Source organism: Pseudomonas corni (assembly GCF_057128765.1).
Window position 1 is genome coordinate 62,268 of the sequence record NZ_JBSKHW010000019.1, and the last position, 25,730, is coordinate 87,997.

23 protein-coding genes are annotated in these 25,730 nt (G+C 52.7%); 13 read left to right on the forward strand and 10 right to left on the reverse strand.

From position 1 onward, the window contains the following. Position 1: 1 nt before the first annotated feature. Both ACWKV9_RS24240 and ACWKV9_RS24245 read left to right on the forward strand, forming a co-directional pair. The gene (locus ACWKV9_RS24240) at positions 2-1,219 is read left to right on the forward strand and encodes a c-type cytochrome (protein WP_483838642.1); all 1,218 of its coding nucleotides are present in this window, start codon (positions 2-4) and stop codon (positions 1,217-1,219) included. Between the two features lie 74 nt (positions 1,220-1,293). Then, on the forward strand, positions 1,294-2,268 hold the full coding sequence (locus ACWKV9_RS24245) for an XdhC family protein (RefSeq protein ID WP_483838643.1): 975 nt from the start codon (positions 1,294-1,296) through the stop codon (positions 2,266-2,268). A 129-nt stretch (positions 2,269-2,397) separates the two neighbouring features. Here the strand turns inward: ACWKV9_RS24245 and ACWKV9_RS24250 are convergent, their stop codons facing one another. From ACWKV9_RS24250 to ACWKV9_RS24265, 4 genes are all read right to left on the reverse strand, one after another. Continuing rightward, on the reverse strand, positions 2,398-3,621 hold the full coding sequence (locus ACWKV9_RS24250) for an MFS transporter (protein ID WP_483838644.1): 1,224 nt from the start codon (positions 3,619-3,621) through the stop codon (positions 2,398-2,400). An 86-nt stretch (positions 3,622-3,707) separates the two neighbouring features. Then, positions 3,708-5,111: an aldehyde dehydrogenase family protein gene (locus tag ACWKV9_RS24255; RefSeq protein ID WP_483838645.1), complete on the reverse strand. Its 1,404-nt coding sequence runs from the start codon at positions 5,109-5,111 to the stop codon at positions 3,708-3,710. A 230-nt stretch (positions 5,112-5,341) separates the two neighbouring features. Next, positions 5,342-6,163: an alpha/beta fold hydrolase gene (locus ACWKV9_RS24260; protein ID WP_483838702.1), complete on the reverse strand. Its 822-nt coding sequence runs from the start codon at positions 6,161-6,163 to the stop codon at positions 5,342-5,344. A 256-nt stretch (positions 6,164-6,419) separates the two neighbouring features. Further along, on the reverse strand, positions 6,420-7,184 hold the full coding sequence (locus ACWKV9_RS24265; RefSeq protein ID WP_483838703.1) for an alpha/beta fold hydrolase: 765 nt from the start codon (positions 7,182-7,184) through the stop codon (positions 6,420-6,422). A gap of 872 nt (positions 7,185-8,056) precedes the next feature. Between ACWKV9_RS24265 and ACWKV9_RS24270 the strand changes: the two genes are divergently transcribed. Beyond that, positions 8,057-8,710 (forward strand): response regulator transcription factor, encoded by a 654-nt coding sequence (locus ACWKV9_RS24270; RefSeq protein ID WP_483838646.1) that lies wholly within the window; start codon positions 8,057-8,059, stop codon positions 8,708-8,710. 205 nt (positions 8,711-8,915) lie between these two features. After that, positions 8,916-9,500: a hypothetical protein gene (locus ACWKV9_RS24275; RefSeq protein ID WP_483838647.1), complete on the forward strand. Its 585-nt coding sequence runs from the start codon at positions 8,916-8,918 to the stop codon at positions 9,498-9,500. 212 nt (positions 9,501-9,712) lie between these two features. Here the strand turns inward: ACWKV9_RS24275 and ACWKV9_RS24280 are convergent, their stop codons facing one another. Next, complete coding sequence (locus tag ACWKV9_RS24280) at positions 9,713-10,165, reverse strand: hypothetical protein (RefSeq protein WP_483838648.1); 453 nt, start codon at positions 10,163-10,165, stop codon at positions 9,713-9,715. Positions 10,166-10,683: 518 nt separating this feature from the next. Between ACWKV9_RS24280 and ACWKV9_RS24285 the strand changes: the two genes are divergently transcribed. Both ACWKV9_RS24285 and ACWKV9_RS24290 read left to right on the forward strand, forming a co-directional pair. Continuing rightward, positions 10,684-11,061 carry a histone-like nucleoid-structuring protein, MvaT/MvaU family gene (locus tag ACWKV9_RS24285; protein WP_483838649.1) on the forward strand — a complete coding sequence of 126 codons (378 nt, stop codon included), beginning with the start codon at positions 10,684-10,686 and terminating at the stop codon, positions 11,059-11,061. A 723-nt stretch (positions 11,062-11,784) separates the two neighbouring features. Beyond that, on the forward strand, positions 11,785-13,080 hold the full coding sequence (locus ACWKV9_RS24290) for an OprD family porin (protein WP_483838650.1): 1,296 nt from the start codon (positions 11,785-11,787) through the stop codon (positions 13,078-13,080). A 575-nt stretch (positions 13,081-13,655) separates the two neighbouring features. On the opposite strand, the gene ACWKV9_RS24295 is transcribed toward ACWKV9_RS24290, so the two are convergent. Both ACWKV9_RS24295 and ACWKV9_RS24300 read right to left on the reverse strand, forming a co-directional pair. Then, a complete protein-coding gene (locus ACWKV9_RS24295; protein WP_483838651.1) occupies positions 13,656-14,732 on the reverse strand; it encodes an alkene reductase in 1,077 nt (358 codons plus the stop codon). Positions 14,733-14,759: 27 nt separating this feature from the next. After that, positions 14,760-15,500 carry an SDR family oxidoreductase gene (locus ACWKV9_RS24300; protein ID WP_483838652.1) on the reverse strand — a complete coding sequence of 247 codons (741 nt, stop codon included), beginning with the start codon at positions 15,498-15,500 and terminating at the stop codon, positions 14,760-14,762. Between the two features lie 49 nt (positions 15,501-15,549). On the opposite strand from ACWKV9_RS24300, the gene ACWKV9_RS24305 reads away from it, so the two are divergent. The 7 genes from ACWKV9_RS24305 to ACWKV9_RS24335 all read left to right on the forward strand — a co-directional run bounded on the left by ACWKV9_RS24305 (position 15,550) and on the right by ACWKV9_RS24335 (position 22,543). Next, on the forward strand, positions 15,550-16,554 hold the full coding sequence (locus ACWKV9_RS24305; protein ID WP_483838653.1) for a LysR family transcriptional regulator: 1,005 nt from the start codon (positions 15,550-15,552) through the stop codon (positions 16,552-16,554). Positions 16,555-16,700: 146 nt separating this feature from the next. After that, the gene (locus ACWKV9_RS24310) at positions 16,701-16,961 is read left to right on the forward strand and encodes a hypothetical protein (protein ID WP_483838654.1); all 261 of its coding nucleotides are present in this window, start codon (positions 16,701-16,703) and stop codon (positions 16,959-16,961) included. A 466-nt stretch (positions 16,962-17,427) separates the two neighbouring features. Next, the gene (locus ACWKV9_RS24315) at positions 17,428-17,709 is read left to right on the forward strand and encodes a hypothetical protein (RefSeq protein ID WP_483838655.1); all 282 of its coding nucleotides are present in this window, start codon (positions 17,428-17,430) and stop codon (positions 17,707-17,709) included. 575 nt (positions 17,710-18,284) lie between these two features. Further along, positions 18,285-19,856, forward strand: coding sequence for a recombinase family protein (locus ACWKV9_RS24320; RefSeq protein WP_483838656.1), 1,572 nt, complete (start codon positions 18,285-18,287; stop codon positions 19,854-19,856). Beyond that, a complete protein-coding gene (locus ACWKV9_RS24325; protein ID WP_483838657.1) occupies positions 19,853-20,746 on the forward strand; it encodes a plasmid partitioning protein RepB C-terminal domain-containing protein in 894 nt (297 codons plus the stop codon). The genes ACWKV9_RS24320 and ACWKV9_RS24325 overlap by 4 nt, the downstream gene beginning before the upstream one ends. A 10-nt stretch (positions 20,747-20,756) precedes the next feature. Continuing rightward, positions 20,757-21,731 (forward strand): plasmid partitioning protein RepB C-terminal domain-containing protein, encoded by a 975-nt coding sequence (locus ACWKV9_RS24330; protein WP_483838658.1) that lies wholly within the window; start codon positions 20,757-20,759, stop codon positions 21,729-21,731. A 374-nt stretch (positions 21,732-22,105) separates the two neighbouring features. Then, the gene (locus tag ACWKV9_RS24335; protein ID WP_483838659.1) at positions 22,106-22,543 is read left to right on the forward strand and encodes a GFA family protein; all 438 of its coding nucleotides are present in this window, start codon (positions 22,106-22,108) and stop codon (positions 22,541-22,543) included. A 150-nt stretch (positions 22,544-22,693) separates the two neighbouring features. Here ACWKV9_RS24335 and ACWKV9_RS24340 read toward each other — a convergent pair whose 3' ends face one another. The 3 genes from ACWKV9_RS24340 to ACWKV9_RS24350 form a co-directional block, all read right to left on the reverse strand. After that, the gene (locus ACWKV9_RS24340) at positions 22,694-23,257 is read right to left on the reverse strand and encodes a TetR/AcrR family transcriptional regulator (protein ID WP_483838660.1); all 564 of its coding nucleotides are present in this window, start codon (positions 23,255-23,257) and stop codon (positions 22,694-22,696) included. A 222-nt stretch (positions 23,258-23,479) separates the two neighbouring features. Beyond that, entirely contained in the window at positions 23,480-24,181 is a 702-nt protein-coding gene (locus ACWKV9_RS24345; protein WP_483838661.1) for a glutathione S-transferase family protein, read from the reverse strand. Between the two features lie 235 nt (positions 24,182-24,416). After that, the gene (locus ACWKV9_RS24350; protein ID WP_483838662.1) at positions 24,417-25,604 is read right to left on the reverse strand and encodes a hypothetical protein; all 1,188 of its coding nucleotides are present in this window, start codon (positions 25,602-25,604) and stop codon (positions 24,417-24,419) included. Between the last annotated feature and the right edge of the window lie 126 nt (positions 25,605-25,730).

Consider the following 25,730-nt stretch of genomic DNA (forward strand, 5'->3'; position numbering starts at 1 on the left):
CATGAAAATTCTCCATTATGCACTCGCGCTCGTTGCCAGTTGCTTGACCCTCAGCGCTTATGCGACCGAAACGGCACCAGTGAGCAAGGGTGAATATCTGACACGTGCCGCCGACTGCGTGGCCTGTCATGTCGTACCCGGCGGAAAGCCTTTCGCAGGGGGGCTCGAGTTCAAGCTGCCGTTTGGCAGTATTTACTCACCCAATATCACGCCGGACAAAGAAACCGGGATCGGTAACTGGACTGACGACGAGTTCGTCAGTGCCTTGCAAAAAGGTGTAGGCAAGGATGGTAAACACTACTATCCAGCGTTCCCGTATACGTCCTATACCCTAATGTCGCGCGAAGATATTTTAGCTATCAAGGGATACCTGTTCAGCCTTGAGCCGGTGAAGCAACTACCCCCAGAGAACAAGCTTTCTTTTCCCTTCAATCAGCGTTGGGGAATGATGTTCTGGAACGCATTTTTTGCGCCCAATGAGCGATTCTTGCCCGACAGTAAGCAATCTGCCGAATGGAATAGAGGCGCCTACCTAGTTCAAGGCCCGGGCCATTGCGGAGAGTGTCACACCCCACGAAACCTCTTCCAAGCGATGAGTTCGGACAGGTCATTGGCGGGAGCAGAGCTGGGAAACTGGCAAGCGTACAACATCAGCTCTGACGTTCAACGTGGCATAGGAGCGTGGCCAGAAGACGCAATTGTCGCTTACCTCTCCAAAGGCTATGCGGCTGGTTTCGGTGGCGCAGGAGGACCGATGGCAGATGCTGTGGAACACAGCCTGCGATATCTCAATCCAGAAGACCTCAAAGCCATTGCGGCCTATCTCAAAAGCAGTCCAGCACGAGCAGAGGGGGTTGCAAGGCCGCCTCTAGTGATCAATGACGCCCCTCTGCAAAAAGGCTTGGGACTTAAGTTATTCAATGACACCTGCGTAGCTTGTCACCAGCTCGATGGCAGCGGTAGACAATCACCGGCTGGAGGCCTGGCTGGGTTGAAGACTGTAAATGACCCCACGGGTAGAAACCTGATCGCAAGCTTGCTGGAGGGCCACACGCCCAACGCAGTAAGGGCAGATCAGCGAATGCCCGAATTTACCGGCAGCTATAACGACGAGGAACTCGCGGCTGTGAGTACTTTTGTACTTCGGCGGTTTGGTCAGTCTCAAGGGCAGGTCAAGTCAGAAGATGTAGCTAAAAGCCGCGCCAGCGCCCTGCATTAATTCAGGGCTAAACGGAGCTCCCCTGGCGGCTGGCTGCCGGGGAGTTCTGCCCCCGTCGACGTAATGAGAAATACATGGAACATCTTGATTTGCAGGTCATTAAGCAGGGGCTGCAATGGCTTGAGAGTGGGCATCAGATCTGGTTGTGTACTGTACTCGCAACATTTGGGTCTGCGCCGAGGGGGCCAGGCTCCATGTTGGTGGCAGTCCCGTCAGGCGAAAATTGCGGGTCACTATCAGGCGGGTGTGTCGAAGACGATTTTCTTGATCGCCTCAAACTCGGTCAATTTTCCGCGCACAATCAGATAGTCCGATATGGCGATGGTGGTCTGGCGCCCACTATGGCACTCCCATGTGGAGGGGTGCTGGATGTGCTGGTTGAGCGCTTTGAGCCCAAACAAAGTTCTTTAGATCATTTTCGCAGTCTTGAAACAGCCCTAGCGGGCCGAGGTCGATTGAGCAGAATCGTCAATCTTGAATCGGGAGAGCGAACGACTAGGCCCCATGGCCCTACGGGATGTTGTGTAACCCGATCAAGCGAGGACGTAACAATCATCGTAGGCCCTGTGAGACGGTTGATTGTCGCAGGACTTTCACCTGTAGCGGAGTTTTGCGCAGAATTTGCGCTGGCCCTCGGGTATGAAATCATCGTTTGCGATCCGCATCCAGAGCGATTGATCAAAGCGTCAGCATCGTTACCTAGTGCCAAGCTCATCGAGGTATTACCTGCCGTCTTCATTGCCCAAGGCGGCTGCCACGCGGCAACAGCTGTCGTTGCCCTCACCCACGATCCTAGACTGGACGACTTAACGCTGATGGAGTCAGTCAGGACTGATGCCTTCTACATAGGCGCTATGGGCTCTTCGAAGACCAGCCTGAAACGCATGGAGCGGCTGGAAAGAATCGCCGGGCTAACGACGCAGGACATGCAGAGAATTCGCGCTCCTATTGGTCTGCATTTGGGCAGCAAGACTCCTGCAGAAATAGCCATTTCAGTTATGGCGGACATTCTGCGAGTAGGGAACGGGATTGATCGGGCCGCTTTGTAAATAGAATGATCAGCAAAAATCGCTGCCCCTACTTACCATCAAAGGAAAAATGTCAGGATCGCCCCTGTTGATTGTGCAGAGTGTGGTCTCAAAATTGAAAAGGGTATCCAGGCGTGCTGCACTGTCCAGTTAATGATCTGCCCGATGGGCAATGGTGAGCCCCATGACCGCGAGCAGGATCAACCCTATGACTGAGCCGCCGAACACCTGAGCTGTCTTGATAATTTCGACTCCGCTCGCGGTTTCGTACCCGGCTAAGATCGAAGGCACGCCCATACCTAAATAGCAGCAGACGAAAGCGACGGAAAGCACACCTGCCAGCTGATGAGGCAAAGCTCTAGCAACCACCATCCGTATTCCGCCCTGGAATCCGGCTCCAAACCCCGCCCCTGCGACCAGAACGCCGAAGAAAAAACAAGTGATGGAGTTCACTTGTAAAGATCCAAGCATTAGCGACATCCCAGCCAGCAGACCAAAACTTCCGGCGTAAGTTTGGGTAGCTGCTGGGCGCGACCTGAGGGTCAGGATCGCCACCACACCGCTCCCCGAAAACGTTGCCAACGCCAGTCCTCCCACCAACGAAGCAGACAGGTTAAACACACTTTTGATTAGCCCTGGGCCCAGAGAAGCGCAAAATCCTGCAAGCGCCCAGCCCGCGAAAAAAACTGCAGACGCTACTAGCATTGCGGGACGGACTTGAGAGGGCACTCCGAATTGAGGGATCAACGAGCGGAGGGCACCTGGTCGAGTCGGTGTCGTTTCTTTCATGGCCAGAAGACACCCGAGTTGAAGAACAAATAATCCCCCCAGCAGGGCAAAAACTGTATGCGTCGGAAAAGGCAAAAACTGGACGATTACGCTACCCAGCAATGCTCCCACTGCACTGCCACTCACCGGGGCAATGGCGTTAGCAATTTCACCGCGCGGCTTATCGATATCAATCAAACCCGCACCTACCGCTGCAACAGCCGCCCCCGTGGAGAGACCTTGGAGAACACGTCCACTAATCAAATCTGCTAGCCCATCTGCGGCTCCCATTAGGTACATCGCGACTATTTGCATTATCGTCGCAATGAGCAAGACCGAGCGCCGGCCAACATAGTCGGATACTCGTCCGCAGACCAGTAATGAGGCCAAGACTGAAAGTGCGTATACGCCGAAGATGAAGGTGATTGTCACCGACGAAAAGTGCCAATCCGCCTGATAGATCGGATAAACCGGCGTTGGAATGCTTGAGCCTGCCAAAAAAGATAATGTAATAGACGCCATCAGGTAGAAACGGAGCCTGTGTAAGAGCGGCAACTCCTGGCGGAATGAGACCTCGACTAAGGGCTCGATTGAGCTATTTGCCATGTCGGCCTCGGCGGACGTGAGTAGTTAATTGGAAGCAGGGGAACAGAAAGATCGGCCCGCCTGCTGAAAAAGGAATGCCCACGCCATTAATCCAACGCTACGTTGACGATTCGTCGCTGTGTGAAGTCTTCCATACCCTGAACGCCGTTTTGCAAGCCTATTCCAGACTCCTTGGCCCCACCAAAAGCAACATCAAATGGCAAAGACATGTGGCGGTTGACCCAAACGGTGCCGGATTCTATTCGCGCTGCGATATCGATTCCTCGCTTCACGTCGGCAGTCCATATAGAGCCTCCCAATCCATACTCACTGGCATTGGCGCGATCGACAACGCTGTCGAGGTCGTCATAACCCAGCACAGGGAGAATCGGCCCGAACTGTTCTTCTCTGACCAATTGAGCATCGTCACTCAGGTCACGAACGATGGCGGGTGTGATGAAATATCCACCGCCTTCGACTACGTCCCCGCCAACCACGATTGTCCCTTCTTTGCGGGTAACCTCGATCAACGCTAAGACCTTCTCAAATTGCATGCGATTTTGCAGCGGCCCAATTTGGTGGACAGGATCCAGGCCGTTGCCAAGCCGCGCCTCTTTCGCCTGATCAGCCAGCAGCTGTACTACTCGATCAAGCATGGGACGAGGTGCATACACGCGCTTCGTGGCGTAGCAAACCTGCCCGGCATTAATCATCGCGGCCTGAAAGATCTTCGGGATCACCGATTCCAGATCAGCGTCGTCCAATATGATCGCAACGTCGTTCCCGCCCAGCTCAAGCGTGAAGCGCTTTAGAGACTCTGCGGCCCCTGCTAATACCTTCTTTCCTGTCGCGGTGGATCCCGTGAAGCTTACATGGGCCACACTCGGATGACGGGTCAGCAAGCCACCGAGATCGTTCTGATCGGCCAAGGTCTGGAACACGCCCGCTGGCAGAATGTCGGCGGCGATTTCTCCGATCAGTAGCGTCGACAAAGGGGTTGTAGGTGCAGGTTTAGCGATCACTGTATTACCTGTGATCAAGGCAGGGCCGAGTTTGAAAGAGAGCAAGGTGATGGGACGGTTCCACGGCATGATCGCGGCCACAACGCCTTGGGGATAATGCTGCTCGATGATGCGTTCGACATCACTTTGACGCACAACCCTTGATGCAAGGGACTGATCAGCAAAATAACGCAGAGCTGCAACCGTAATAGCAACTTCGCGCCTGCATTCGGCCAATGGCCCGCCCCTCTCGCGGTTTAGCACCGCAGCCATTTCTTCCGTGCGTGATTCAATTGCATTGGCGAAATCATGCAGATAAACACGGCGTCCCGCATAGCCCAGGCGTGCCCATGATTTACCCGCTTTGGAAGATGCAGCGATAGCTTCCAGCGCAAGTGCTTCATCTGCCCTAGGAGCGGAATCGAATACACTTCCGGTTGAGGGGTCGATGACATCAATGCGCCCGACTCCTTGCACCTTACGTCCGTCAATCAGTAAGGAATAACTCATAGCGCCCACCTGCCTAGTTGAACCAATCACTCTTATGTAAATCAACGGGGGCAGGCCAACAAGCTATACGATGGACTAGGTACGGCGATTTAGTCTTCTTTGAGGGGCTAACGAATTAACGCGACATCTCTATCCAAAGAGGCGTGAATCGAAAATGAACAGGCACATGCCATTGCCGGCTCTAGGTTAAGTTTGAGCCCCTCAATACATGTGAGTGAAGGGCTCAACAATCAGCCTTCGATGAAAGCCAGGAGATCTTCATTGATGATCTCAGGGTGGGTTGTGCACATCCCGTGCGGGTAGCCTTTGTAGACTTTCAATGTGCCGTGTTTCAGGAGCTTTATCGAGAGCATGGCGGAGTCTGCAATTGGGACGATTTGGTCGTCGTCGCCGTGCAGAACAAAGACAGGAATTGTGATTTTTTGGAGATCCTGGGTGAAGTCGGTTTCCGAGAACGCCTTAATGCAATCGTAGTGCGCTTTAGCGCCTCCCATCATGCCTTGGCGCCACCAGTTTTCTTTCACCCCTTCAGATACTTTCGCGCCTTCACGGTTATAGCCGTAAAACGGGATAGGTACGTCTTTGTAAAACTGTGCCCTGTTCGCGGCAAGCGCCGAGCGGAACCCATCAAATACCTCGATAGGCAGGCCTCCTGGATTGGATGCGGACTTGACCATGATGGGAGGGACGGCGCCGATCAGCACCGCTTTGGCAACCCGGCCAGTACCATGTTGAGCGACGTAACGCGCGACTTCCCCGCCGCCTGTGGAGTGGCCGATGTGTACCGCATCCTTCAAGTCCAGGTGAACCACCAGTGCGGCCACGTCGGCTGCGTAGGTGTCCATATCGTTCCCGGTGGAAGTTTGAGTTGAACGACCATGCCCACGACGGTCATGGGCAATAACTCGGTACCCCTTGGAAACAAAAAACAGCATTTGCGCGTCCCAGTCATCAGCGCTGAGCGGCCACCCGTGGTGAAACACGATTGGCTTACCAGTACCCCAATCTTTGTAGAAGATTTCAGTGCCGTCGGCGGTAGTGAAACTTGTCATCCCATCATGTCCTTTCTTTGGAGACGCTGCAGTCGCAGCTTGAACGGCGTTCCCGCCAATTGCCATTGCTGACAAAGAGCCTACGGCTAATGCTGTAGCGCCAACCTTGAGCACCTGCCGGCGGGAACTTGAGGTGGTTTCATTTGCGTCAGACATATTGATTACCTCTTTCGGTATTGCACGAAAATCAGATTCGGGGGTTGCCAAGGCAGATGCCGGTACCACCAAGGTCACCTCATTGCGTGATCACGCCGCATCAATGAGCGTTTGCGGCTGCTTCGATTATCTTGGCGACCGCATCAGGATTTGAAATCATGACCACGTGCGATGCGCCTTTTACGACGACTGTTTGCTTTGCCTTGGCGCGGTCTGCCATGAACTTCATCGCTGCTGGAGGGATGTTCAGGTCTTTGTCGCCGTATATCCACCACGAAGGGATGTCCTTCCAAGCGGGAGCTGTTGCTGCTTCGTTCAGCGCTTCCTCAGTCACCGGACGCTGAGTTGCCGCCATCAAACGTGCCTCAGCGAGCGGAACGTCTGCTGCGAATTGAGCGGGGAATTTATCTTGCTGGATATAGAGATCCTTACCTCCACCCTCTAGCGCTACAGGACTAGCCAGAGCAGGGCCGAGCGTGGCTCCCGGAAATTTTCCGGTGAGCGCTACTGCACTTTCCCCAGCGTCCGGTGCAAAAGCCGCGACGTACACAAGCGCTTTGACGTTTGCCTGGCCGTAAGCAGCCTCGCTGATTACAGGGCCACCGTATGAATGCCCTACAAGCACCACAGGGCCCTTGATGCTGCTTACTAAACCGGAAACCGACTGAGCATCACTCTTGACGCTGCGCAACGGATTAGCTGCAGCAATTGCCGTGTAGCCGTCCTTCTCCAAAATTTTGATGACGCCATTCCAACTGCTGGAGCCGGCGAAAGCGCCATGCACCAAAACGACGGTAGCTTTATTGGTGTCTGCCCACGCTGAAGCGGAAGCATAAGTTGCGGCAACCATCACCAATATTTTCATAAGCTCAAGTGACTTAGTCATACACGCTCCCTTTTACTAATTGTTGATGAATAAAGAATCACACGAGACGCCAACGGACTCGCTATCCGAATTAAAGGCTCCAAATGCTAAGGAGAAGTACGCAGCGCTCATCTAGATGCCAATAATTTAATGCTTAAGTGGCGGAGGCTTAGATACCCAACAGTTTGTAAAATGGCGCTTTGAGACCCTCGCCTTCAAATCTCAACGCTACTTCTGGATGGTCGTCCTCACACACACGTATTGAGAGCAATGCGTTGTTGGATAACAAATTTTCGAAGGCTGGCTGAAAGATCTGCTCAACGCTATCTCGCATCGAATCCGAAGTGCTCCATTCGCAACTGATTACCCAAAGGCCGAGACGAGGCTCTTCAGCATGTAGCTGGCAGTACACGCAGCCATCAGAGCTTTTCATCTTCGCAACTGAGTCTTGCATTAGTTGCCCACAGGTAGAGGAAAACCGCCGTTGGGCATGAATCAACACGACCTTTTTTGCAGGGTGAGCGTGCATTTGAATCCCCATTTGATGGCCGGCTCGGAATGGAGGTTGGGCCGAATTGAGCAGTGCATGGATGTGGGTGGGGCGTGATCGTATGATCTGGCGTTGAAGTGACGGGCGCTATAGTCGGTTCGGATATTCAACCCAAACCTTCGTATGTGGTCTCGCAAGCACAGCCTCGGTCAAAGAGAATTGGAGTTGATGTGCTCCTTCGTCCGGAGCTGGTCTGCGGCTCCACAATTTGGTAGACACAAGCACGGACATGGGCTAATTGAAAACTGAGGGTGCATTAGCGTGTTCGACTCCGCACATGCTTTCCCGTTGGTTGCCATTGCGGACAGTGACGGACTTCATCATGAGCCTTTCAATTTCAGAGACATTTACGATCCCGCCCCCTCCGACTGTCTTGGTGGTCGATGATGACAAGGTGCTGCGGCAAGCAATCAGCAGCCTGCTCAGATCAGTCGGCCATTCAGTTGAAGAATTCGAAAATCCGATGGCGATGCTCGCTCACCCAGTCACTAAGTCAGCCGCGTGTGTAATTCTGGATGTCAGACTTCAAGGCTATAACGGTCTCGACGTGCACTTACGGATGTCGGAATCGGGTATCGATGTACCCGTGGTATTCATCACAGGGCATGGCGATATACCAATGTCTGTCAGAGCGATGAAAGCAGGTGCAGTTGATTTTCTACCCAAGCCTTTCAGGAACCAAGATCTCTTGGACGCAGTTCAAAGAGCTGTGGCGTTATACCAAGAGGGTTTTAAGACGCGTCGCCACCTCCAATGTCTCGAGGCTCGCCTGAGTAGTCTTACTCCAAGGGAAAATCAGGTGATGTTAGGGGTCATCAACGGGCTGATGAACAAACAGATTGCGGGCAAACTTGGAATCAGTGAGATCTCTGTAAAAATGCATAGAGCGTCAGTGATGCGGAAAATGTCAGTGGAACGGGTCGCCGACCTAGTTAGAGCTGGGCAGATGCTAGGGCTATCCAAAAGTGTAATTTGACCTGATACCGATGGCTGCTCTCTTCAACTCTGATGCAAATCGTTGGGGTTGGCGCGGCCGGGCCCACTGCCTTCGATCCACAGCTACCCAAACCTACGTATAGGTAACCTGTATTTAAGTAGGAGTGAGGTTGTTTATGAACAGAATTATCATTCGGCCTATAAGCGGTTCATCGATGTCCAATTGATTACGAAGGCAGCTGGCCATGCACAGCCATAAATCAAGGCAGGAAACTTTTATTCACGCATCCTTGGCGGCTCAGCACTTTCCGGCTGATTCAGCGGCCCGGTGTCAGCGTGTCGCTCTTGCCGCATTGCTGCAAGATCATCTGCGAATCACGATCGAACTGCACGAGTACGTGCAAAGCCTAGAGATGCGGTTGCGGAGCGTCAGCTTCATCGACGTGCGTCAGTTGTTTCATCGTATAGCCGCGCGCACGGAGCAGTGCTCCAATTTTCTGGATGCGCGGATTCATGACCTTGTTCCAGTCTTTGGCCCGCACTCAGCCGTCGCCAGAAAATTAGGGCAATCTAACCCTTGGTATGATCTGAGCTTTGCGGACTGCACCGACCACATTAGCGCACGCGCGCAATCCCTGAACGGATTCGCAGCGCAGGTCGAAGGGTTTATGGATCGCGCAGTGGCAAATGGCGATTACAACAGTTTGCATGTAATGACCGATTGCGTTCACCAAATCAGTCAGCTGGTTGCCTTGATCCAAATTCACCTCCCTGTGGATTCATCAGCTCCGTCAGCACCTCCGCTGCCATCTCTGGAAAACCCTCGCTAAATCATGTTATCGCCTGCCCAGTCCAGCTAAAAGGCCATTTGATCAGGTCGATAACCCAAAGCCGTTAGCCTCGCTTATAGCTTGCGGGTCATCACTGCCAAGGCCGATGGAATACGGGCGAAATATTACGGCCTGGTGCATGAGGGTTCCATTTCACCTTTTACGTATGGACTCGCTCTTAACCAGCTTGGAACGTTGCCAGTGAGCAATCATTAAATCCCAACCGCTTTTCGCAAGACATCAAGTGCTACCCCTGGGCCCAAACGTCTAACGAGACCAAGTATTTTCCCTATCAATGGCAGGTCATCTTCGAGGTAAGGGAGATACAAGGAAGCTCCCGTTTTGACGCCAAAATGATCGTATAGGTGGGCTAGGAGATTAGTGGCATGTAAGACCTCCTTACCGACGCTATGGAATTGTACGAAACTCACCACGGCGTTAGTGGCCATCACAGATCCGAGCGTCTCGGTAGCGCGGTTACGATCGCCTCGCCACCAAACGATCACCCTGGCGTCCTCAGGCTCATTTTCATCGCTTGGATCAGGGAGGATCAATGTGCCGTCATGAAGAGACCTTGCAGCTCGAAATCCAAGCATCTCTTCTGACTGGTACAGCGGGCTAAGCCTGGCGATGAAATCGACGATGGGTTGTCCGGGGTAAGTCATGGTCTAGATTGCTCCTCAGCAACGACTGATGATTGATAGACAATCGACATAGCTGCCATCGATGTCCTTGTAAACCCTTCACTGGCAAATGCTATTGCTGTTTTCAAGGGCTTAATCTAACCGAGCGCACCTCAGCTATTCCCGTGCAGTCAAAGCAGGTACGGGAAAGACCAGCGCTGCAGGTTTTCATCTTAAATTGAGTTACCTCATAGACTGGCATACGGCTTGTATTTTCTCCTTTTCGATAGCGTACGCTTGATCGACTCCAAGCCTTTGGTCAGCGCACTGAGCATGGGGATATTTCCCAATGAACACGGTTTCTGATGTCATTGCTCCCTATCCCGCAGATGCGGCCAGCCTCCAGGCAAGTGGGTGATAATGGCGCCCCAAAGCAACACTGATTGAGCCAACAAATGTACCTTTCCCGGCATCTGCTGAACCTATAAAAAACCTATTAACACCGCGTGCGCTTATAACGAAGTCCCTTTAGAATACTGAAAACCACAGGAGAAGATTCAATGTCCAAGCTTGCAGAGTTTCGCCAACTAGAACGTCACCTTGCTGATCAACTCGCTGCTCTGGAAGCGATGAAAGGCGACAAAGGACTTGAGAAAGAAATCGAATTCGAAGGAAAACTGCGCGATCTTTTGGGTGAGTACGGTAAAAGCCTTAGGGATGTCATTTCGATCCTAGAGCCCCAAGCGTCTAACAAAGGGTTCAAAGGTGCCAAGGTTGCAACCGAAGAAAAGGCGACTCGCAAGCCTCGCGCTCTGAAGACTTATAAAAACCCGCATACCGGTGAAGTTGTGGAAACGAAGGGTGGGAATCACAAACAACTAAAAACCTGGAAAGCAGAACACGGCGCGGATGAGGTTGAGTCGTGGCTTCAGCAGTAAGATAATCTCACTCACAGCTACGCTGATGGTCAGCCATCGGCGTTCGCCTCCTTGGCTCGGCTTTGAATGGTCGCGCAAAAGTGCCGGCCTGATCACTCTCATTCCCAGAGGGCGCGGAAAGAGATACTGACCTTCGCGCTGATTGATCGATCCAGGGCAATCCTCAGCTCTTCTATTTGAAGCTGAGTAAAAGCAATGACGAATACCCGGCCCACTCGATTTTTCGGCCAGTTCGGCTTAGCTTGGGTTCCCCGGGGCACTTGGATTGGAAATTTGATCGGCGATGACACCAAAAACTCTGTGACCCTCAACTGCTCTACAAGACATACAGTTTCGCTAAGCTCAAACTGCTCCCTCAGCGGAAACTTAAGCCGCTTGCAATTACTTCTCTAAAAACTGATATATCAATCATCTGGCAAAAGACTATTTCTGCCCGCAAACCTAAACCATTGCTACTGCGAATATCACTCCTATGCCCGTAAGCGAAGACTTGGATCGGACAATCTAGCGTTTACACTGGGATAAAAAAAGATAATCTCTGATATACACCTTCTCCTTGGCGCTAATAAACATAACCCCTTAAGTATCTATACAAAGGTGCTATAGACGATTTATCGACTGACCGTCATTATTTCATTCGAAATTTCCAATTTTCAGCATGCCCGTGAACTCATGTGGCCGAAATTTTTGCGCCTTTTATTTTCCCACCACAGGAGCTCGTACATGCTTATCTCCCCAATCCGACAGCAAGCCATAGTCGGGCTCAGCACAATGTCCCTTTGCGCAGGCTTTTTAGCCACTGCTCAGGCCGATGGTTTTATTGAGGATAGTAAGGCGAGCATTGAGTCGCGCACCATGTACTTCAATCGGGACTTCCGTGATGGCAGTACCACCAACCCACAGGGAGCCTCAAAGCGGGATGAAACCGCTCAGGGCTTTATCCTGAACTTCCAGTCGGGTTATACGCAGGGCTTGGTTGGTTTTGGTGTCGATGCGCTGGGCATGGCAGGTTTCCAGCTCGACTCTAGCCCAAGCCGCAGCGGGACAGGCTTGCTTCCATCCAGCGGTAGCAACCCCAGGGGGGCGCAGGATCAATACGCAAAATTTGGTGCTGCCGCGAAAATTCGTGTTGCCAAAACCGTCCTGAAATACGGTGCCATGATGCCGGATGTTCCGATGCTCAAATACAACGACGGCCGCCTTCTTCCCACGATGTTCAACGGGGGGATGCTGACGTCGGAAGACCTACATAACTTCAAGTTCATGGTTTCACGTTTGGATCACTACACCGCACGAGACTCCACTGACTCACAGGACATACGACTCAACTGCAAGAACAAGCGCTACACCTGTGACACCACTGGCAACCACTTCGACATGTACGGCATGGATTACAAGCTCACTCCGAACGTCACGGTGCAATACCATTACGCAACGCTTGAAAACGTGTACCACCAGCAATTTGTCGGTCTGATCGGTTCCGAAAAGGTCGGGCCAGGAGTCGCATCGGGAGACATCCGTCTTTTCAAAAGCGACGACGACGGGTCAGCTCGTGCAAGCTCAATCGACAACAAAGCTTTCAGCACAATGTTCGGCTATTCGCTCTCTGGGCATAAGCTCAGCATCGGATGGCAGACCATGATCGGCGATACATCCATGCCTTACCTGGATGGCACAAATCCTTATCTGGTCAACTACATTCAGGTCAACGACTTCGCTGCTGCCCAGGAACGCTCTTGGCAAGCCCGGTACGATTACGACTTCAAGGCTTTAGGGCTGAGCGGGCTAACGTTCATGACCCGTTACGTTAACGGCGACAATATCAAAGTATCCGGCACTGACGCCGAAGGTAAGGAATGGGAGCGTGACAGCGAGTTCAAATACGTCGTCCAGGCTGGCACCTTCAAAGACGTCAGCCTGAGAGTTCGCAATGCAACCTTTCGCAGCAACTACGAAAAATTTGCCCGCGATGTCGACGAGACCCGTGTAATCCTAAGCTACAACTTTTCGGCGCTTTAACCTTAGGCGCAGGGTGGGTAGGTGAGTGACGGATAACGCCTTCCAAACTATCGTATTGGCACCGTTAAAAGCCTTGCACCCGCTCTCAGAACACGATGCTCCCATATGATGATTGGAGTATCGCGCACACCAGCTGATACCCCCTAAGGTGGATGGTGAAGCTGGCCACTAATCGGCCCTTGTATCACAAACCCGTGCTGGTACCGCAAACGGCTAACGAAGCCTCGTTCATCACCGGTGACGAGGTTGTGGTCGACGGTTGTCTGTTTCAATTCTGATCAGTACGTCATCCAAGGCCATCAGCAGACATGTTGATGGCCTCTCTGTATGAGACAGAGCGTATTTGCAAAAGAATAACCAGTCCCGACAAATACGGTGGCTGTGGGGCATTATTAATTGCTAGCGATAGTCACTCAGTTCGGAACATTCAAGGACGATACTGATAATTATTTGAGAGCAAATAGGTTCTGCCCAGCCGGCGAGTCCGCCAATATATGCCGAAAAATCGGCTCGCTGCGCTATTCTCGAATTTCCCCCCTCCCAGCGTTGCAGCTGTTCCCTCAAAGATTCTCGCTTCAGGTCAACGCCGGATAGTCCGTGTAGCCCAGTTCGCCTTGAGAGAACCAAGTACTCATCTCGCTATCGGCAACGGGGAGTTGCTTAGCAAACCGTGACGACAAATCAGGATTTGCAATGTAAGGCCGCCCAAAGGCTATCGCATCTGCAAGCCCGCTTTGGATGTGTGCTTGAGCACGCGCAAAGTCGTAATCGGAATTCAGAATCAGCACTCCGTCGAATGCTTTTCGGATTACTTGTGCCAACGGTGGGCGTTCGGATTTGCCGAATGTTCCATCCGCAGGGGGTTCACGTATTTCCAAGTGCCCAATTCCGATAGCCGACAAAACTTGAGCGGCGTGAACAAAAAGCGGTTCAGGGTCACTGTCACGCACGCCTTGCTCATAACTGCTAGGTGTTAACCGAACGCCAGTGCGATCAGCTCCGATGACCTCGGACACTGCTTGCGTTACCTCTTTCAGCAGGCGGACACGATTGAGGATTGATCCGCCATATGCGTCGGTGCGAAAGTTTCCGCTGTCACGCAAAAACTGATCAATCAGATACCCATTAGCAGCATGGATCTGGACACCGTCGAAACCGGCCTTCATTGCGTTGCGGGTAGCATGTCGGAAGTCCACAAGCAGTGCCGGAATCTCCTCTATTGGCAACGCGCGTGCCGGGGCATAAGGCTGCTTGCCAGCGTATGTATGGGCCTGACCCGGCGCAGTGGTTACGGATGCTGAAATGGGTTGTCCGCCGCCGAGGAAGCTCGGATGCACCACTCTACCCATATGCCACAGTTGAGCGATGATTTGGCCACCAGCCGCATGCACGGCGTCGGTAACCTTGCGCCATCCATCGACCTGCTCGTCTAACCAGATCCCAGTCGCATACGGCCAGCCGAGACCTTGCTTACTGATCCCAATCGCCTCAGAGATGATAAGTCCGGCATCCGCTCTCTGACGGTAATACTCAATCATTATCTCGGTCGGTAGATGGTCTTGCGTACCCCGCGCTCGGGTCATGGGAGCCATCAGGATGCGTTGTGGCAATTGCAATGCGCCCATGCGCAGCGGATCAAATAATGTCGTCACGTTAAATGCTCTCTGATTGGGGATGGATCACACCAGGCGGGCGCCGCCATCAATATTGAGCACCGCCCCATTCATGAATGTGTTGACCATGAGGAAGACCGCTGCAGAGCCCGCCTCTTCGGATGTACCCAAGCGATGCAGCGGCAGTGTCTGCTCAAGCGACGCAACGAACGCATCACGACCCTCTCCCAATGCTTTACTCAAAATCGGGGTGTTGATCGGGCCAGGCGACAGCGTGTTCACTCGGATTGGCGCGAGCTCCAACGCCAGGCCTCTGGCCAGTGCTTCCATTGCAGCGGAGGCGGACGCCAATACCGCTGTCCCATAAGCGTTGGGGCGATCGGCGAGTGAACCGGAGATGAAAGTGATGGATCCATCTTTCGATATTTTGTCGCCCAAGGCACGAATGGCGTACAGGCTTGCCCAAACACGCTCCTCAAATGCCCTGCGCAGATAGTCAATTTCAGACGCCATAACCGTGCCGGCAACGAAGGTACCCGCCAACAAGACAAGGTGATCAACTACCGGAATATCCGACAGTGCTGCCTCCACAGCCTCACGGCGAGTTACGTCAGCTGCTCGCCATCCATCCAGCCCGTTCTCTTTTGCCGCTTGCTCGGCGCGGGTAGCGTTGGAGCCAATCACAATTACGGAGGCCCCTGCTGCTTTCGCCTGGATGGCAGTGGACAATCCGATGCCTGATGTGCCGCCAAATATGACTACAGTGCGGCCATTGAGGGCAGATGGTAGTGGCTGAGTGCGTGTCATGATTTATCTCCTTGTGAACACCTGATTAGCGTTCGATATGAGGAGACTAATGCTTGCAGCATGGATTGATAATTGGGCAGAAAGTCGCTTTACTAATGCCATGAAGGAACAAATCGGTTTAGATCGTCTTACCGGCCTCATCGCGTTTGCGCGCGCCGCATCTCTGGGCAGCTATACAGCTGCAGCTAGAGCGCTGTCCGTTTCCCCTTCGGCTATCAGCAAAAGTGTGCAACGGCTTGAAGATCACTTTGGCCTTAGGTTATTTACTCGAACAACCCGCTCTCTGGTTTTGACGCCGGAAGGGCGGGATCTTTATGAGCGTGCGCAGCGAATTTTGCGCGAGGTTGACGAAATCGACCAAGCGGCAGTTGCCTCCCGTGCCGAACCGTCTGGCGTGTTGAAGGTCACTGCCCCTTTGCCAATCGGCCTGAATATTCTGGCGGCGGCACTGCCTAGGTTCCGCGCGCTATATCCTAAGCTTGCGATTGATCTACGACTGGGCGATGAGTTTTCCGACATCATTGAGCAAGGGATCGATGTGGCTATCCGGGTTGGTAATCTTGCCGACTCGCGACTGGTCTCACGTCCCCTGGGGCCACATCGTATAGGCGCATTTGCATCGCCCGATTACCTCGAACGCAAAGGCAGGCCTGTTGAGCTGGCGGATCTAGCACATCATGAATGTGTGAATTTTAGATACCAGAGCTCTGGTCAAAGCTTGAGGTGGCCCTACCAGATTGGTGAAACACAGTTGGAGTTATCACCAGACGCAGCTCTCACTGTCGATGTCAGCGACGCAGTGGCTGCCATTCTTGCAGCTGGAGGCGGCATTGGCATTTCACCCCACTACGTTGCTGCGCCTTACGTAGTAAGAGGCCAACTCGTACCGATCCTCCCTCAGTTCACCGTCGAGCGATTTATGATCACGGCGTTGTGGCCAGAAAGCCGTAGAGGAAGCCCGAATGTGAAAGCTTTCGTCGCCTTCTTGACTGAGCTTTTTCCGTCGGAGACACCGTGGGATGAGGCAGTAGAGATGGCGTCAGCGAGACCCTGAACCATCCGAGCATTTCGCCCACGGTCAGAAGTCGTACGTATCTACGGTTAACGCCACCTTGGCTGGACGAACTGGCGCAAAACGCGATTTTGATTCCGTCAGTCCTCACTCGCTTTTTTCGAGGCAGGGATTCGATCATCAAAGTCGTGCAGAACGTAGGCGGGGTGTATGAAGCTCATTCGATGGTGTTTCATGCGACATTCGCAGACAAGGAACTGATCGAATATAAGGCACAGGCCTTTGGCGGGGTGGCCGTCCCCGGAATCGTAATACTCAGCAGGAACAAGGCAGGCGACATCTTCAACGTGGGGGTGCCCCACGGCCATTTGAAGGCGGTTAACAAGCTGTCTGCTGCATTGAAGGAACATCTGCGTTCAGAGCTGGACGCTGAGTATTTCCTACCTTGAATGTGCAGTTCGGACATGCAGTTTTCAGAGGCCGGTGGCATCAAGCTGACGTAGGGGACACATATTCGTAGCCTTACTCGCCAAGATGGCAGGCAATAAATAAACAGCCAAAGCGGATTCTTGCTATCAAAAACATTTCAGCATCCTGCCAGTAGCCTCCTAGACAATGGTTGTCATCCGTAACCTCTGAAGCACTTTCTTCAGCTCAGTTGACGGCCTTATCTCGACCGACAGCTCGATGCTACAAAACGGCCATTACTCTCGAAAGCAAGTAAGACTATCGCTATACATCGCCAACCATCTAGTTCTAAATTAACTTCAGTGATGAGCGCTGTACCACTGAGCGGCCAGTGATCGTTGCCGGTGACCCCATCCGCTTAACGGCCATCTTCGTACCCAATCTTGGCCTACTCTTAAAATCATGGATGGGAAACTCGTTCTATCCCTGCACATAAGGAGATGTGTCATGCCGCGTCATTTTGATGCCTATAGCTACTGCGAAACCCTTAGCCAAAGCACCGTGCTCAGCGATCAAGTTATCGGCTGGACAGGCAGATGGTCGATGCTCGGAAGCTTCGTGGTTTGCTCTCAATGTCTTGCCATGCAACAGGTACAAGACGCGACCGTACCTTTTGTTCATCAGCCAGGTTGCAAGGCGGTGAGGGAAAATCAACACCCATGGCATGAGCTAGCCAACCTCCTCACACATATACCACCGCTGAGCGCTTCAAAATCGTTGAAGCCTTAAGCCTCTGAACACCGCGCTAACCGCGCCTACCAGTTATTCATATGCTAAGGTCGATCCTGAGTGCCGGGGATGCGGATGCAATCTTTGGTTTACGCTCTGCTTCAGCGGCGAAAAGCGTGGTCAAGAGTCAGGCGCCCAAATCGCATCCGCCGAAGCCATACGCGCACTGCGCGCCACATCTACAATTCCAAATCGTGCGCAAGGTAGTCCTCGCTGCCTTCGTCAAAGAACTCGACCGACTGCATTGTTGCCATTGAAAAGTGCCGCCTTAGATGAGTTCCAAAGCGTGATCGAATCTTAGTGCAGTCATCGCGATGACCTGCCTCACTATCGATGCTGTGCGCACGCTTAGCGGCCCTCAACGCCGCTGTTCCAGTTACGCCGATCTGAGACGCGTGCATTCTCATCGGCCCATTGTTTCCCCTCTGCTACCTGCACTGCTTTTCTAACCTTGGTGCGACAAAACAAGTTCCGGTTCGAATCTTACCGTCGCGGCGTCACGTCATTGCTACGTCACAAAACGTCATTAGGCTGGCGGGATTGGGACAGTTTTTTCTATTCTAGAGGATTCCGTCTTGCCGTCTCCAATTACGTCCACAGATTTTCAGATCTGCTCTGGCAGCCCCGTCCCGGCTGCGGAGTATGTGCGTATGTCAACTGACCACCAGCGCTACTCAACCGAAAACCAGTCAGCCGCCATCCATGCATACGCTGTCAGCCATGGGATGGAGATCGTTGCTACATACCGCGATGAGGGTAAAAGCGGTCTAGATATCGGGGGTCGGGATGCCCTGAGCAGGTTGATAAATGACGTCCAAGCTGGAGCCATCCAATTCCAAGTCATCCTTGTCTATGACGTAAGTCGCTGGGGACGATTTCAAAATACCGATGAAAGTGCTCATTACGAATACCTTTGCACCAAAACCGGTGTTCAGGTTGTGTACTGTGCAGAGCCCTTCGACAACGACGGTTCACCACTCGCAACTATCTATAAAGGCATCAAACGGTCGATGGCGGGCGAATACAGCCGCGAATTGTCCCAAAAGGTTTTCGCTGGGCAATGCCGCCTCGTCGAAAAAGGCTTTCACCAAGGAGGGCCTGCAGGCTATGGACTTAGGCGCGCATTGATAGATGACCAAAGCGCGTTCAAGGGGGTGCTTGCACGGGGTGAGTATAAAAGCATCCAAACTGACAGAGTCATCCTGATTCCAGGCCCAGAAGCTGAAATCGAAGTCGTGCAACGTATCTATCAGCAATTCCGCAATGAGCGCATGAGCGAACTTCAGATTGCTGACGCGTTAAACGCTGACGGCGTGATGACCGACTTTGATCGCCCCTGGAGCCGAGGAAGCGTGCATCAGGTTTTGACCAACGAAAAATACATTGGCAACAACGTTTACAACCGAACCTCCTCAAAATTACGTAAGGGTATTGTCCGTAACGCGCCGGACAAATGGGTTCGTTGCGACGGTGCATTCCAAGGCATCGTGTCGCTGGCTGTCTTTGCAGATGTACGCGAAATTATCCTAGAGCGCTCTCGGAAGCTGGACGACGCGCAGCTTTTAGAAATGCTACGCAGTCTATTGAAACGCGCCGGATCGCTCTCCGGCATGCTTATCAATGAGCAGTGCGACATGCCCTCCAGTACTGCCTACACAAGCCGCTTCGGTGGCCTTCTACGTGCCTACACGCTAATAGGCTACACGCCAGACCGAGACTATCAATTCTTAGAGATCAATCGCTCCCTAAGAGCCATGCATCCTAAAGTCCTTGAGGACGTAGTCGAGCACTTCGAGCAGGTAGGCGCGGACGTAGAGCCGAACAATGGTAATGATCTGCTGACCGTCAATGGTGAATGGACGGCATCGGTAGTTATTGCGCGGTGTGATCCTACCCGTGCTGGCAGCCTTAGGTGGAAACTTAGATTCGATGTCAGCCTAAAGCCTGACATCACCATCGCAGTGCGCATGGAAGAAGGTAATTCAGAAGTACGGGACTTCTACCTAATTCCCTGGATAGACATGGGCACATGGCCGCAAAGAATGGCTGAAGAAAACAGCCCGCTGATTGACAGTTACCGCTTCAAAACTCTGGACGTACTTGACGGGCTAGCAGCTCGTTGTTTGTTGAAGGAGGTATGTAAATGAACATCCCCTCGGTGGCACGAGAGCGTGTGACGCTGATTCTCATAGATGAAATCCAAATCCTTAATCCCCGGTCGAGGAACAAGAAAGTCCACGCCGACCTCATCGACAATATCAAAACGGTTGGCCTCAAGCGCCCGATCACTGTAAGCAAGAAAGCCGATGCTCAGGGAAACCTAAAGTACGACCTTGTTTGCGGACAAGGTCGTCTTGAGGCTTTCCTCGCTCTGGAAGCTTCGGAAATTCCGGCGTTTGTCATTGATGCGGTTGAAGAAGACTGTCTGGTCATGAGCTTGGTGGAAAACGTGGCTCGGCGGCAGCATCGCCCTATAGATTTGATGAACGAGATCGGAAGTCTGAAGGCTCGCGGGAAGACCGACAGTGATATTGCCAAGATAATCGGCACCACAGCATCTTGGGTCACCATGATTGTTGGCTTGCTTGAACGTGGCGAAGAGAAACTACTGACAGCAGTAGAAACAGGGCTAATCCCTCTCAGCATAGCAACGGATATTGCACGGAGCTCTGAAAGCAATATTCAACACATACTCACCGAAGCTTACGAACGGGGCATTAAGGGGAGGCGAAATACCCAGCTGCGCCATCTCCTAGAAATGCGAGCCAGAAAAGACAAACTGGTGCGAGGAAACTCGTCCAGTAGCATCCAAAGCAAGCGAAAAAAAATGACCCCATCGGAACTAAGACGGCTATTTGAAAAAGAGGCCGAGCGGCAGCGCCTCATGGTCAAAAAAGCGTCCTATACCCACGACCGAGTTGTCTTTGCCATTGAGGCCCTTAAGGAGCTGCTTTCGGTTCGGGATTTCGAAAGCCTCCTCTATTCCGAGCAGTTGAATTCTTTACCGAAACTGATTCAGCTTAGGCTGACAAAGTAAGGGGATAGCAATGGCTGACCAAGCACCCACACCTAGCAAACCAAGCCCCGCTACCGTGCCTAAAAATGCGTTTTTAGATGCCTGCATTCGCGTCAAGGTAGCCGATGTTCTGCCCCTGAAAGCCTTGCGACCAGGTGTCAAAGAAAGCCAAAAATATCAGCAAATTGTAGCGTCGATCCAGGATGTTGGATTAGTTGAGCCGCCCGTGGTGACCCTTGCGCCAGGTAGAGGTGGACATTACTTTTTGCTGGACGGGCATTTACGTGTTGAGGCACTAAAGGAGCTAGGAGAGCTGGAGGTCGATTGTTTAGTGGCGACTGAGGATGACACCTACTCCTACAACAAACGTATCAACAGGCTCTCAGCCGTCCAAAGCAATAGGATGATTGTTCGGGCAATGGAGCGCGGTGTATCTGCCGAACGACTGGGTAAGGCCCTCGGATTATCACCAGAAACGATCAAACATAGATTTCGTCTTCTTAATGGCATCTGTAGTGAGGTCATCGGGCTTCTCGGTGACACAAATTGCCCAGCCGCTGTGTTTATTCTTCTTCGGCAAATGAAGCCCCTAAGACAAATGGAAGCTGCCGAATTGATGCTTGGGAACAGAAACCTGTCGGTCATGTTCGCCCGAGCCCTTCTGGCTGCTACCCAGCCAGATCAATTATCGCTACAAGCAAAAAAAATCAACGATCAGAACGTTTCCGCAGAGTCGATTGCCCGCTTGGAGCGAGAGCTGGCCGCCCTACAAATGCAAATCAAAACAGTCGAAGACGACTACGGCCCTGACGTACTGCACCTGACCGTGATCAAGGGCTACTTGTCCAAGCTTTTGGCAAACGCTTCCGTTGTGAGGTGGCTGGCCAGACACCAGCCTGAGTATCTGAAAGAATTTCAATTAATTGCCGAGCTCACAGAGCTACCGTGGGGGTTGGATGAACCAGAAGCCCCACGACTTGAGCTTGTGACAAACTCCAGAAAATAACCACTCAATTGAACAGTGCTCGAACAGCCTAAGGTTGTGACGGCGTTCGGCCAATGCGTTAGTCAGGACGGACGATGTCTGTTGTTCGAGCCAAGCGACCGATGCGCGACAGACCCACTGCAATTGCTTTGCCCGACTCTGCCGCCTATGCCAGCCTGTGATCCGCAGGTTTGTCTGCAAACCATCAAGTCTTAATCTGCGGCCTAGTCATAATTAAGCGTGGGAACTCACCTCCTGTAGTCCGAGGGGTCTCTCAATAGCGATCAAGAGGCGTGGGACACTTGATGCAACATTGATAAGCTTTGTTCGGCACACATTGCTCAGGCCTGCTACTGCGGCCTCCCGAATATCCGACATCCTTAGTGATCATAGCCATGAACAACGAACCAACTGAATATGTGGGCTCCTGCCATTGCGGCACCGTGCGTTTTCAGGTGAACCTGACGGAAGGGCTAAAGACGGCGCGCCGCTGTGATTGCTCTTACTGCCGAATGAGGGGAGCCGTTGCCGTCACGGCGACCCTGGAAAACTTCAGGGTCGCTTCAGGAGCGCACGCACTCACGCTTTATCAATTCAACACACATACCGCCAAGCATTACTTTTGTTCCAAGTGCGGAATCTACACCCATCACCAGCGTCGATCTGATCCCAGTCAACTCGGGATTAACGCTGCATGCCTGGACGGTGTGAGCCCTTTTGATTTTGAGGAAATACCTGTCAATGACGGGCGGAACCATCCCTCAGACCATGTGAGGAAGGCAGGCAGCGAGATTGTTGGCGTCTTGCGCTTTGTGCGATCAACGTGCGAGTAAAGAGGGAGCGATTTATTTCCATCTGCTCGCGTACGGTGATGGGAAAAAGACCAACGGACAGCATGGTAAAGCCTGACAGAATTCATCTGGTCTAAATGCCGGACATTAAAAAACGTAGGTACACAGCGCCCTTTCCATTTGCGAACTCAGTCAGGCCGGTAGAGGCCCAGATACCCGGTACGCCTTGATCAAAGTGTCGAAAAGCGAAATGTCAGATCGGCTTCTTGCCATGAGTTGAGCTCCGGCCACTGCAGAAAAGATTGCGCGAGCTCGCACCTCACTCTCCTTTGGTTTTGAAACCTTCGCGGCTACCAGAAGCTTTTTAATCCAGGCGACATTTACCTCAGCAAACGCCTGGATCTCTTGAGTCATCTCCGTTGGCAAATTATCGGTTTCCGCGCCGACGAAACTACCCAGGCAGAGCCGGTTATCCGCCTCAAGCGAGCGGCGGAATATCTCAGGGAAACGGTGTAGTGCTTGCAGGGGATCCGGTGTTTCCTGGGAGATAATTTCCAATGCCGCCGCTCCGTCTTCCCAATATCGCTTAGCGACAGCAACCCCCAGATCTGCCTTGCTTGGGAAATGGTAGTAGATACTCGCGGCTTTTATACCCACGGCTTGGGCAAGGTCACGGAAGTTCAGGCCGTTATAACCCTGTGACTGGGCGATGTTTCTGGCCGCTGTCAAAATGGCCTCTTTAGCGTTAATACTCATGGTGATGCCTTAGTCCGGAACGTCCGTAATGGTATGGATCCATCCTAAAGGAAAAACCTACCATTTGTTAGGTAGCGCATTCCTCAGGTTTACTGCCGTCAAGCCGGGCTCAGGAATAGATGTGCCAAGCCACTGCATAGTCGAGTATGGAAAGCCTGACCAATATAAAGCCGTCGGGATCGCGACATTGCTCTCCCGACGGCTTTAGTCAACTACCCGAAGTTACTTGGGCAGCGAGTCCAACTCAGGAATACCGCTGCTGCGATCGGCATAGGCTGCTTTGAAGGCAGGCCGTGTCTGCCAGCGTTTCCAGTAAGCGTCCAGGAACTCAAAACGTTCGTCCAGCGGGGTCGCATTGACCGGGAACTTGGAAAACGCGATTGCCGTGGCCAATGTGATGTCCGAGAAGGTAGGTGCATCTCCACCGAGCAGCCATTCACGACCATCGGACAGGTGACCATTGACCAGTGCTGCGTGGGCCAACGCCTCTTTGCGGCAATATTCTCCCCAAGCTTCGTTTTTGGTCAGTTCGAGCTTGAATCCAAGGCCGGTGTGCAGGACATGAAACGCCGTAACGATTCGGTACAGGATGTGCACCCAGATGCGATTGTCCCACATGTTATCGAGTCCCTGCTCCAGCGCACTTTCTCCCATGATCTTGCGGCCCGGATACGACTGATCCAGATATCGCGCGATGGCCGCCGTTTCGGAAATGAAGCTACCGTCCGCGAGTTTCAACGTGGGCGTTTCACCCCATGGATTCATGTTCAGATGCTGCCAGCCGCGCTGCTCCCCTTTTGGCGCCATGTCATAGACGGTCTCGTTGAACTGATCGGCGATGCCTTTTTCGTGCATGAACAGGCGCAGTCGCTGTGGGTTGGGGAACGCTGACGGCGAAGTAAAGAGCTGAAGTTTAGTGGTCATGATCGATCCTGGAGGTTGGCGAAGGACTTGACTAACTGTTGTTAGGTAGCCAGACCATATTGTGGTTGGTGCCAATCGTCAACACCTATCAAACATTTGTTAGGTTTAATTATGAGACCTTCAGAAGCGCATCAATCACAAGAGGCGGACGGCGTGTTGCCGCCATGCTCCGAGGAGTTCTGATTGGTGATGAGAAAAATGAAGATTATGCGAGCACGGCTTGCGATCAATACGCTTACGCATCGTCCCACCAGTCGCCGGGATCATCGGGCACGCCATGTATTGTTCTTGAGTAGCTGCTCTGATCAACCGGTATCGTCATTGTGAATACCGGGGCTCCTTGTCGGCTGAGCGGATTCAACACGCTTACCTGCCGCTGAGCCCAGGTAACCCAAAGCCCCAACGCTTGCTGTGATTGCTCATCTTTGGGCGCAGTCTCGATCACCGCACTAATGAACGTCTGAAGCCGCTCTGCTCTTTCCCAGTCGAGAGCATTTGCTACCAAATTCGACCTGAGCTCTTTGGCACGACGCGCTAGCTCTTCCTTCTCTTCGCTTTCCCGCGCCCGCCTCGCCCATTCATGCTCTTGCGCTTCCCATTTCTCTCGGTAAGCTTTCACGGAGACCGCGATTCTCGGTAGCGTATCGATTATCTGGCCCAGTTTTTCTTCCAGTCGCCCGGTCTTCGTATCGCTCCAGTTTTTGCGTTCTCTCAGCTCCGTGCTAGCAACGATGTGCAGGCTTAACTCACCTGTTGGATGCCATGAATATCGAGGTTCTAGGTTTGAAAAATCAGGCATCCACGGCTGGCCGGGTTTCGAGGCTCGCGGCGGGGGCCTAGGTATTTCCATCCGAGTGATCCGCTCCTTAATATTTATCAGGAGCTTCTCACCGCCAACGATTATCTGCGTTTCCGCTGAGTGAACGCTCCACTCATAACCCAGCAGCTTGGACTCCTTTAACAGCGTGTCGTACAGAAGAGCGCAGCGGACAATCTGTTCTTTGGATACTCTGCCATCGAGGAAGTCGCCTGGCTTCAGGGAGGAGTAACCGTTGACGACCTTGGCTTTGCAGGCCGCATTGATCCAGCGCGTTACAAGCGGGTGTGGATCAACAAGCGAAGATGGCATCGCGATTTGACGACTCGGCAAAGGTCTCATCTTGGCAGGCAGTTTTGAAAGCGTCTCTGGATCAAGTACACGAAATTCGATGACGTCCGTGGACACAGGAGGCTTGGGTTTCTTTGGCCGCTTGGATTCGGGTTTGGCCCAGTGGCCCCGGGTCGGTAGGGTTATGCCTGCCCGACGACAGGCTTTGGCCAGTCCCACATCAGATACCCCAATCTGGCGTGCCAAGAGGAGTACGGGAGTTTCCCAGACGAGGCGGAACATCTCCTGCGGACTGAATTGTTTGGTGATGTACATGGCGGGCAGGTCTCGTCTTCTGTTGGAAGAGGATTCAACAATAGTCGAGCACCGATGACGCGGCTGCAGGATGCACTCGCTTAGCCGGAGATGCCCGTATACTGCGCCGCTTAATTTGCCACTGCC

Bases quoted from the DNA above. Each gene is read 5' to 3' on its own strand.
- ACWKV9_RS24240 (WP_483838642.1), top strand. From the start codon at position 2: ATGAAAATTCTCCATTATGCACTCGCGCTCGTTGCCAGTTGCTTGACC.
- ACWKV9_RS24245 (WP_483838643.1), top strand. From the start codon at position 1,294: ATGGAACATCTTGATTTGCAGGTCATTAAGCAGGGGCTGCAATGGCTT.
- ACWKV9_RS24250 (WP_483838644.1), bottom strand. From the start codon at position 3,621: ATGGCAAATAGCTCAATCGAGCCCTTAGTCGAGGTCTCATTCCGCCAG.
- ACWKV9_RS24255 (WP_483838645.1), bottom strand. From the start codon at position 5,111: ATGAGTTATTCCTTACTGATTGACGGACGTAAGGTGCAAGGAGTCGGG.
- ACWKV9_RS24260 (WP_483838702.1), bottom strand. From the start codon at position 6,163: ATGACAAGTTTCACTACCGCCGACGGCACTGAAATCTTCTACAAAGAT.
- ACWKV9_RS24265 (WP_483838703.1), bottom strand. From the start codon at position 7,184: ATGAAAATATTGGTGATGGTTGCCGCAACTTATGCTTCCGCTTCAGCG.
- ACWKV9_RS24270 (WP_483838646.1), top strand. From the start codon at position 8,057: ATGAGCCTTTCAATTTCAGAGACATTTACGATCCCGCCCCCTCCGACT.
- ACWKV9_RS24275 (WP_483838647.1), top strand. From the start codon at position 8,916: ATGCACAGCCATAAATCAAGGCAGGAAACTTTTATTCACGCATCCTTG.
- ACWKV9_RS24280 (WP_483838648.1), bottom strand. From the start codon at position 10,165: ATGACTTACCCCGGACAACCCATCGTCGATTTCATCGCCAGGCTTAGC.
- ACWKV9_RS24285 (WP_483838649.1), top strand. From the start codon at position 10,684: ATGTCCAAGCTTGCAGAGTTTCGCCAACTAGAACGTCACCTTGCTGAT.
- ACWKV9_RS24290 (WP_483838650.1), top strand. From the start codon at position 11,785: ATGCTTATCTCCCCAATCCGACAGCAAGCCATAGTCGGGCTCAGCACA.
- ACWKV9_RS24300 (WP_483838652.1), bottom strand. From the start codon at position 15,500: ATGACACGCACTCAGCCACTACCATCTGCCCTCAATGGCCGCACTGTA.
- ACWKV9_RS24305 (WP_483838653.1), top strand. From the start codon at position 15,550: ATGCTTGCAGCATGGATTGATAATTGGGCAGAAAGTCGCTTTACTAAT.
- ACWKV9_RS24315 (WP_483838655.1), top strand. From the start codon at position 17,428: ATGCCGCGTCATTTTGATGCCTATAGCTACTGCGAAACCCTTAGCCAA.
- ACWKV9_RS24325 (WP_483838657.1), top strand. From the start codon at position 19,853: ATGAACATCCCCTCGGTGGCACGAGAGCGTGTGACGCTGATTCTCATA.
- ACWKV9_RS24330 (WP_483838658.1), top strand. From the start codon at position 20,757: ATGGCTGACCAAGCACCCACACCTAGCAAACCAAGCCCCGCTACCGTG.
- ACWKV9_RS24335 (WP_483838659.1), top strand. From the start codon at position 22,106: ATGAACAACGAACCAACTGAATATGTGGGCTCCTGCCATTGCGGCACC.
- ACWKV9_RS24340 (WP_483838660.1), bottom strand. From the start codon at position 23,257: ATGAGTATTAACGCTAAAGAGGCCATTTTGACAGCGGCCAGAAACATC.
- ACWKV9_RS24345 (WP_483838661.1), bottom strand. From the start codon at position 24,181: ATGACCACTAAACTTCAGCTCTTTACTTCGCCGTCAGCGTTCCCCAAC.
- ACWKV9_RS24350 (WP_483838662.1), bottom strand. From the start codon at position 25,604: ATGTACATCACCAAACAATTCAGTCCGCAGGAGATGTTCCGCCTCGTC.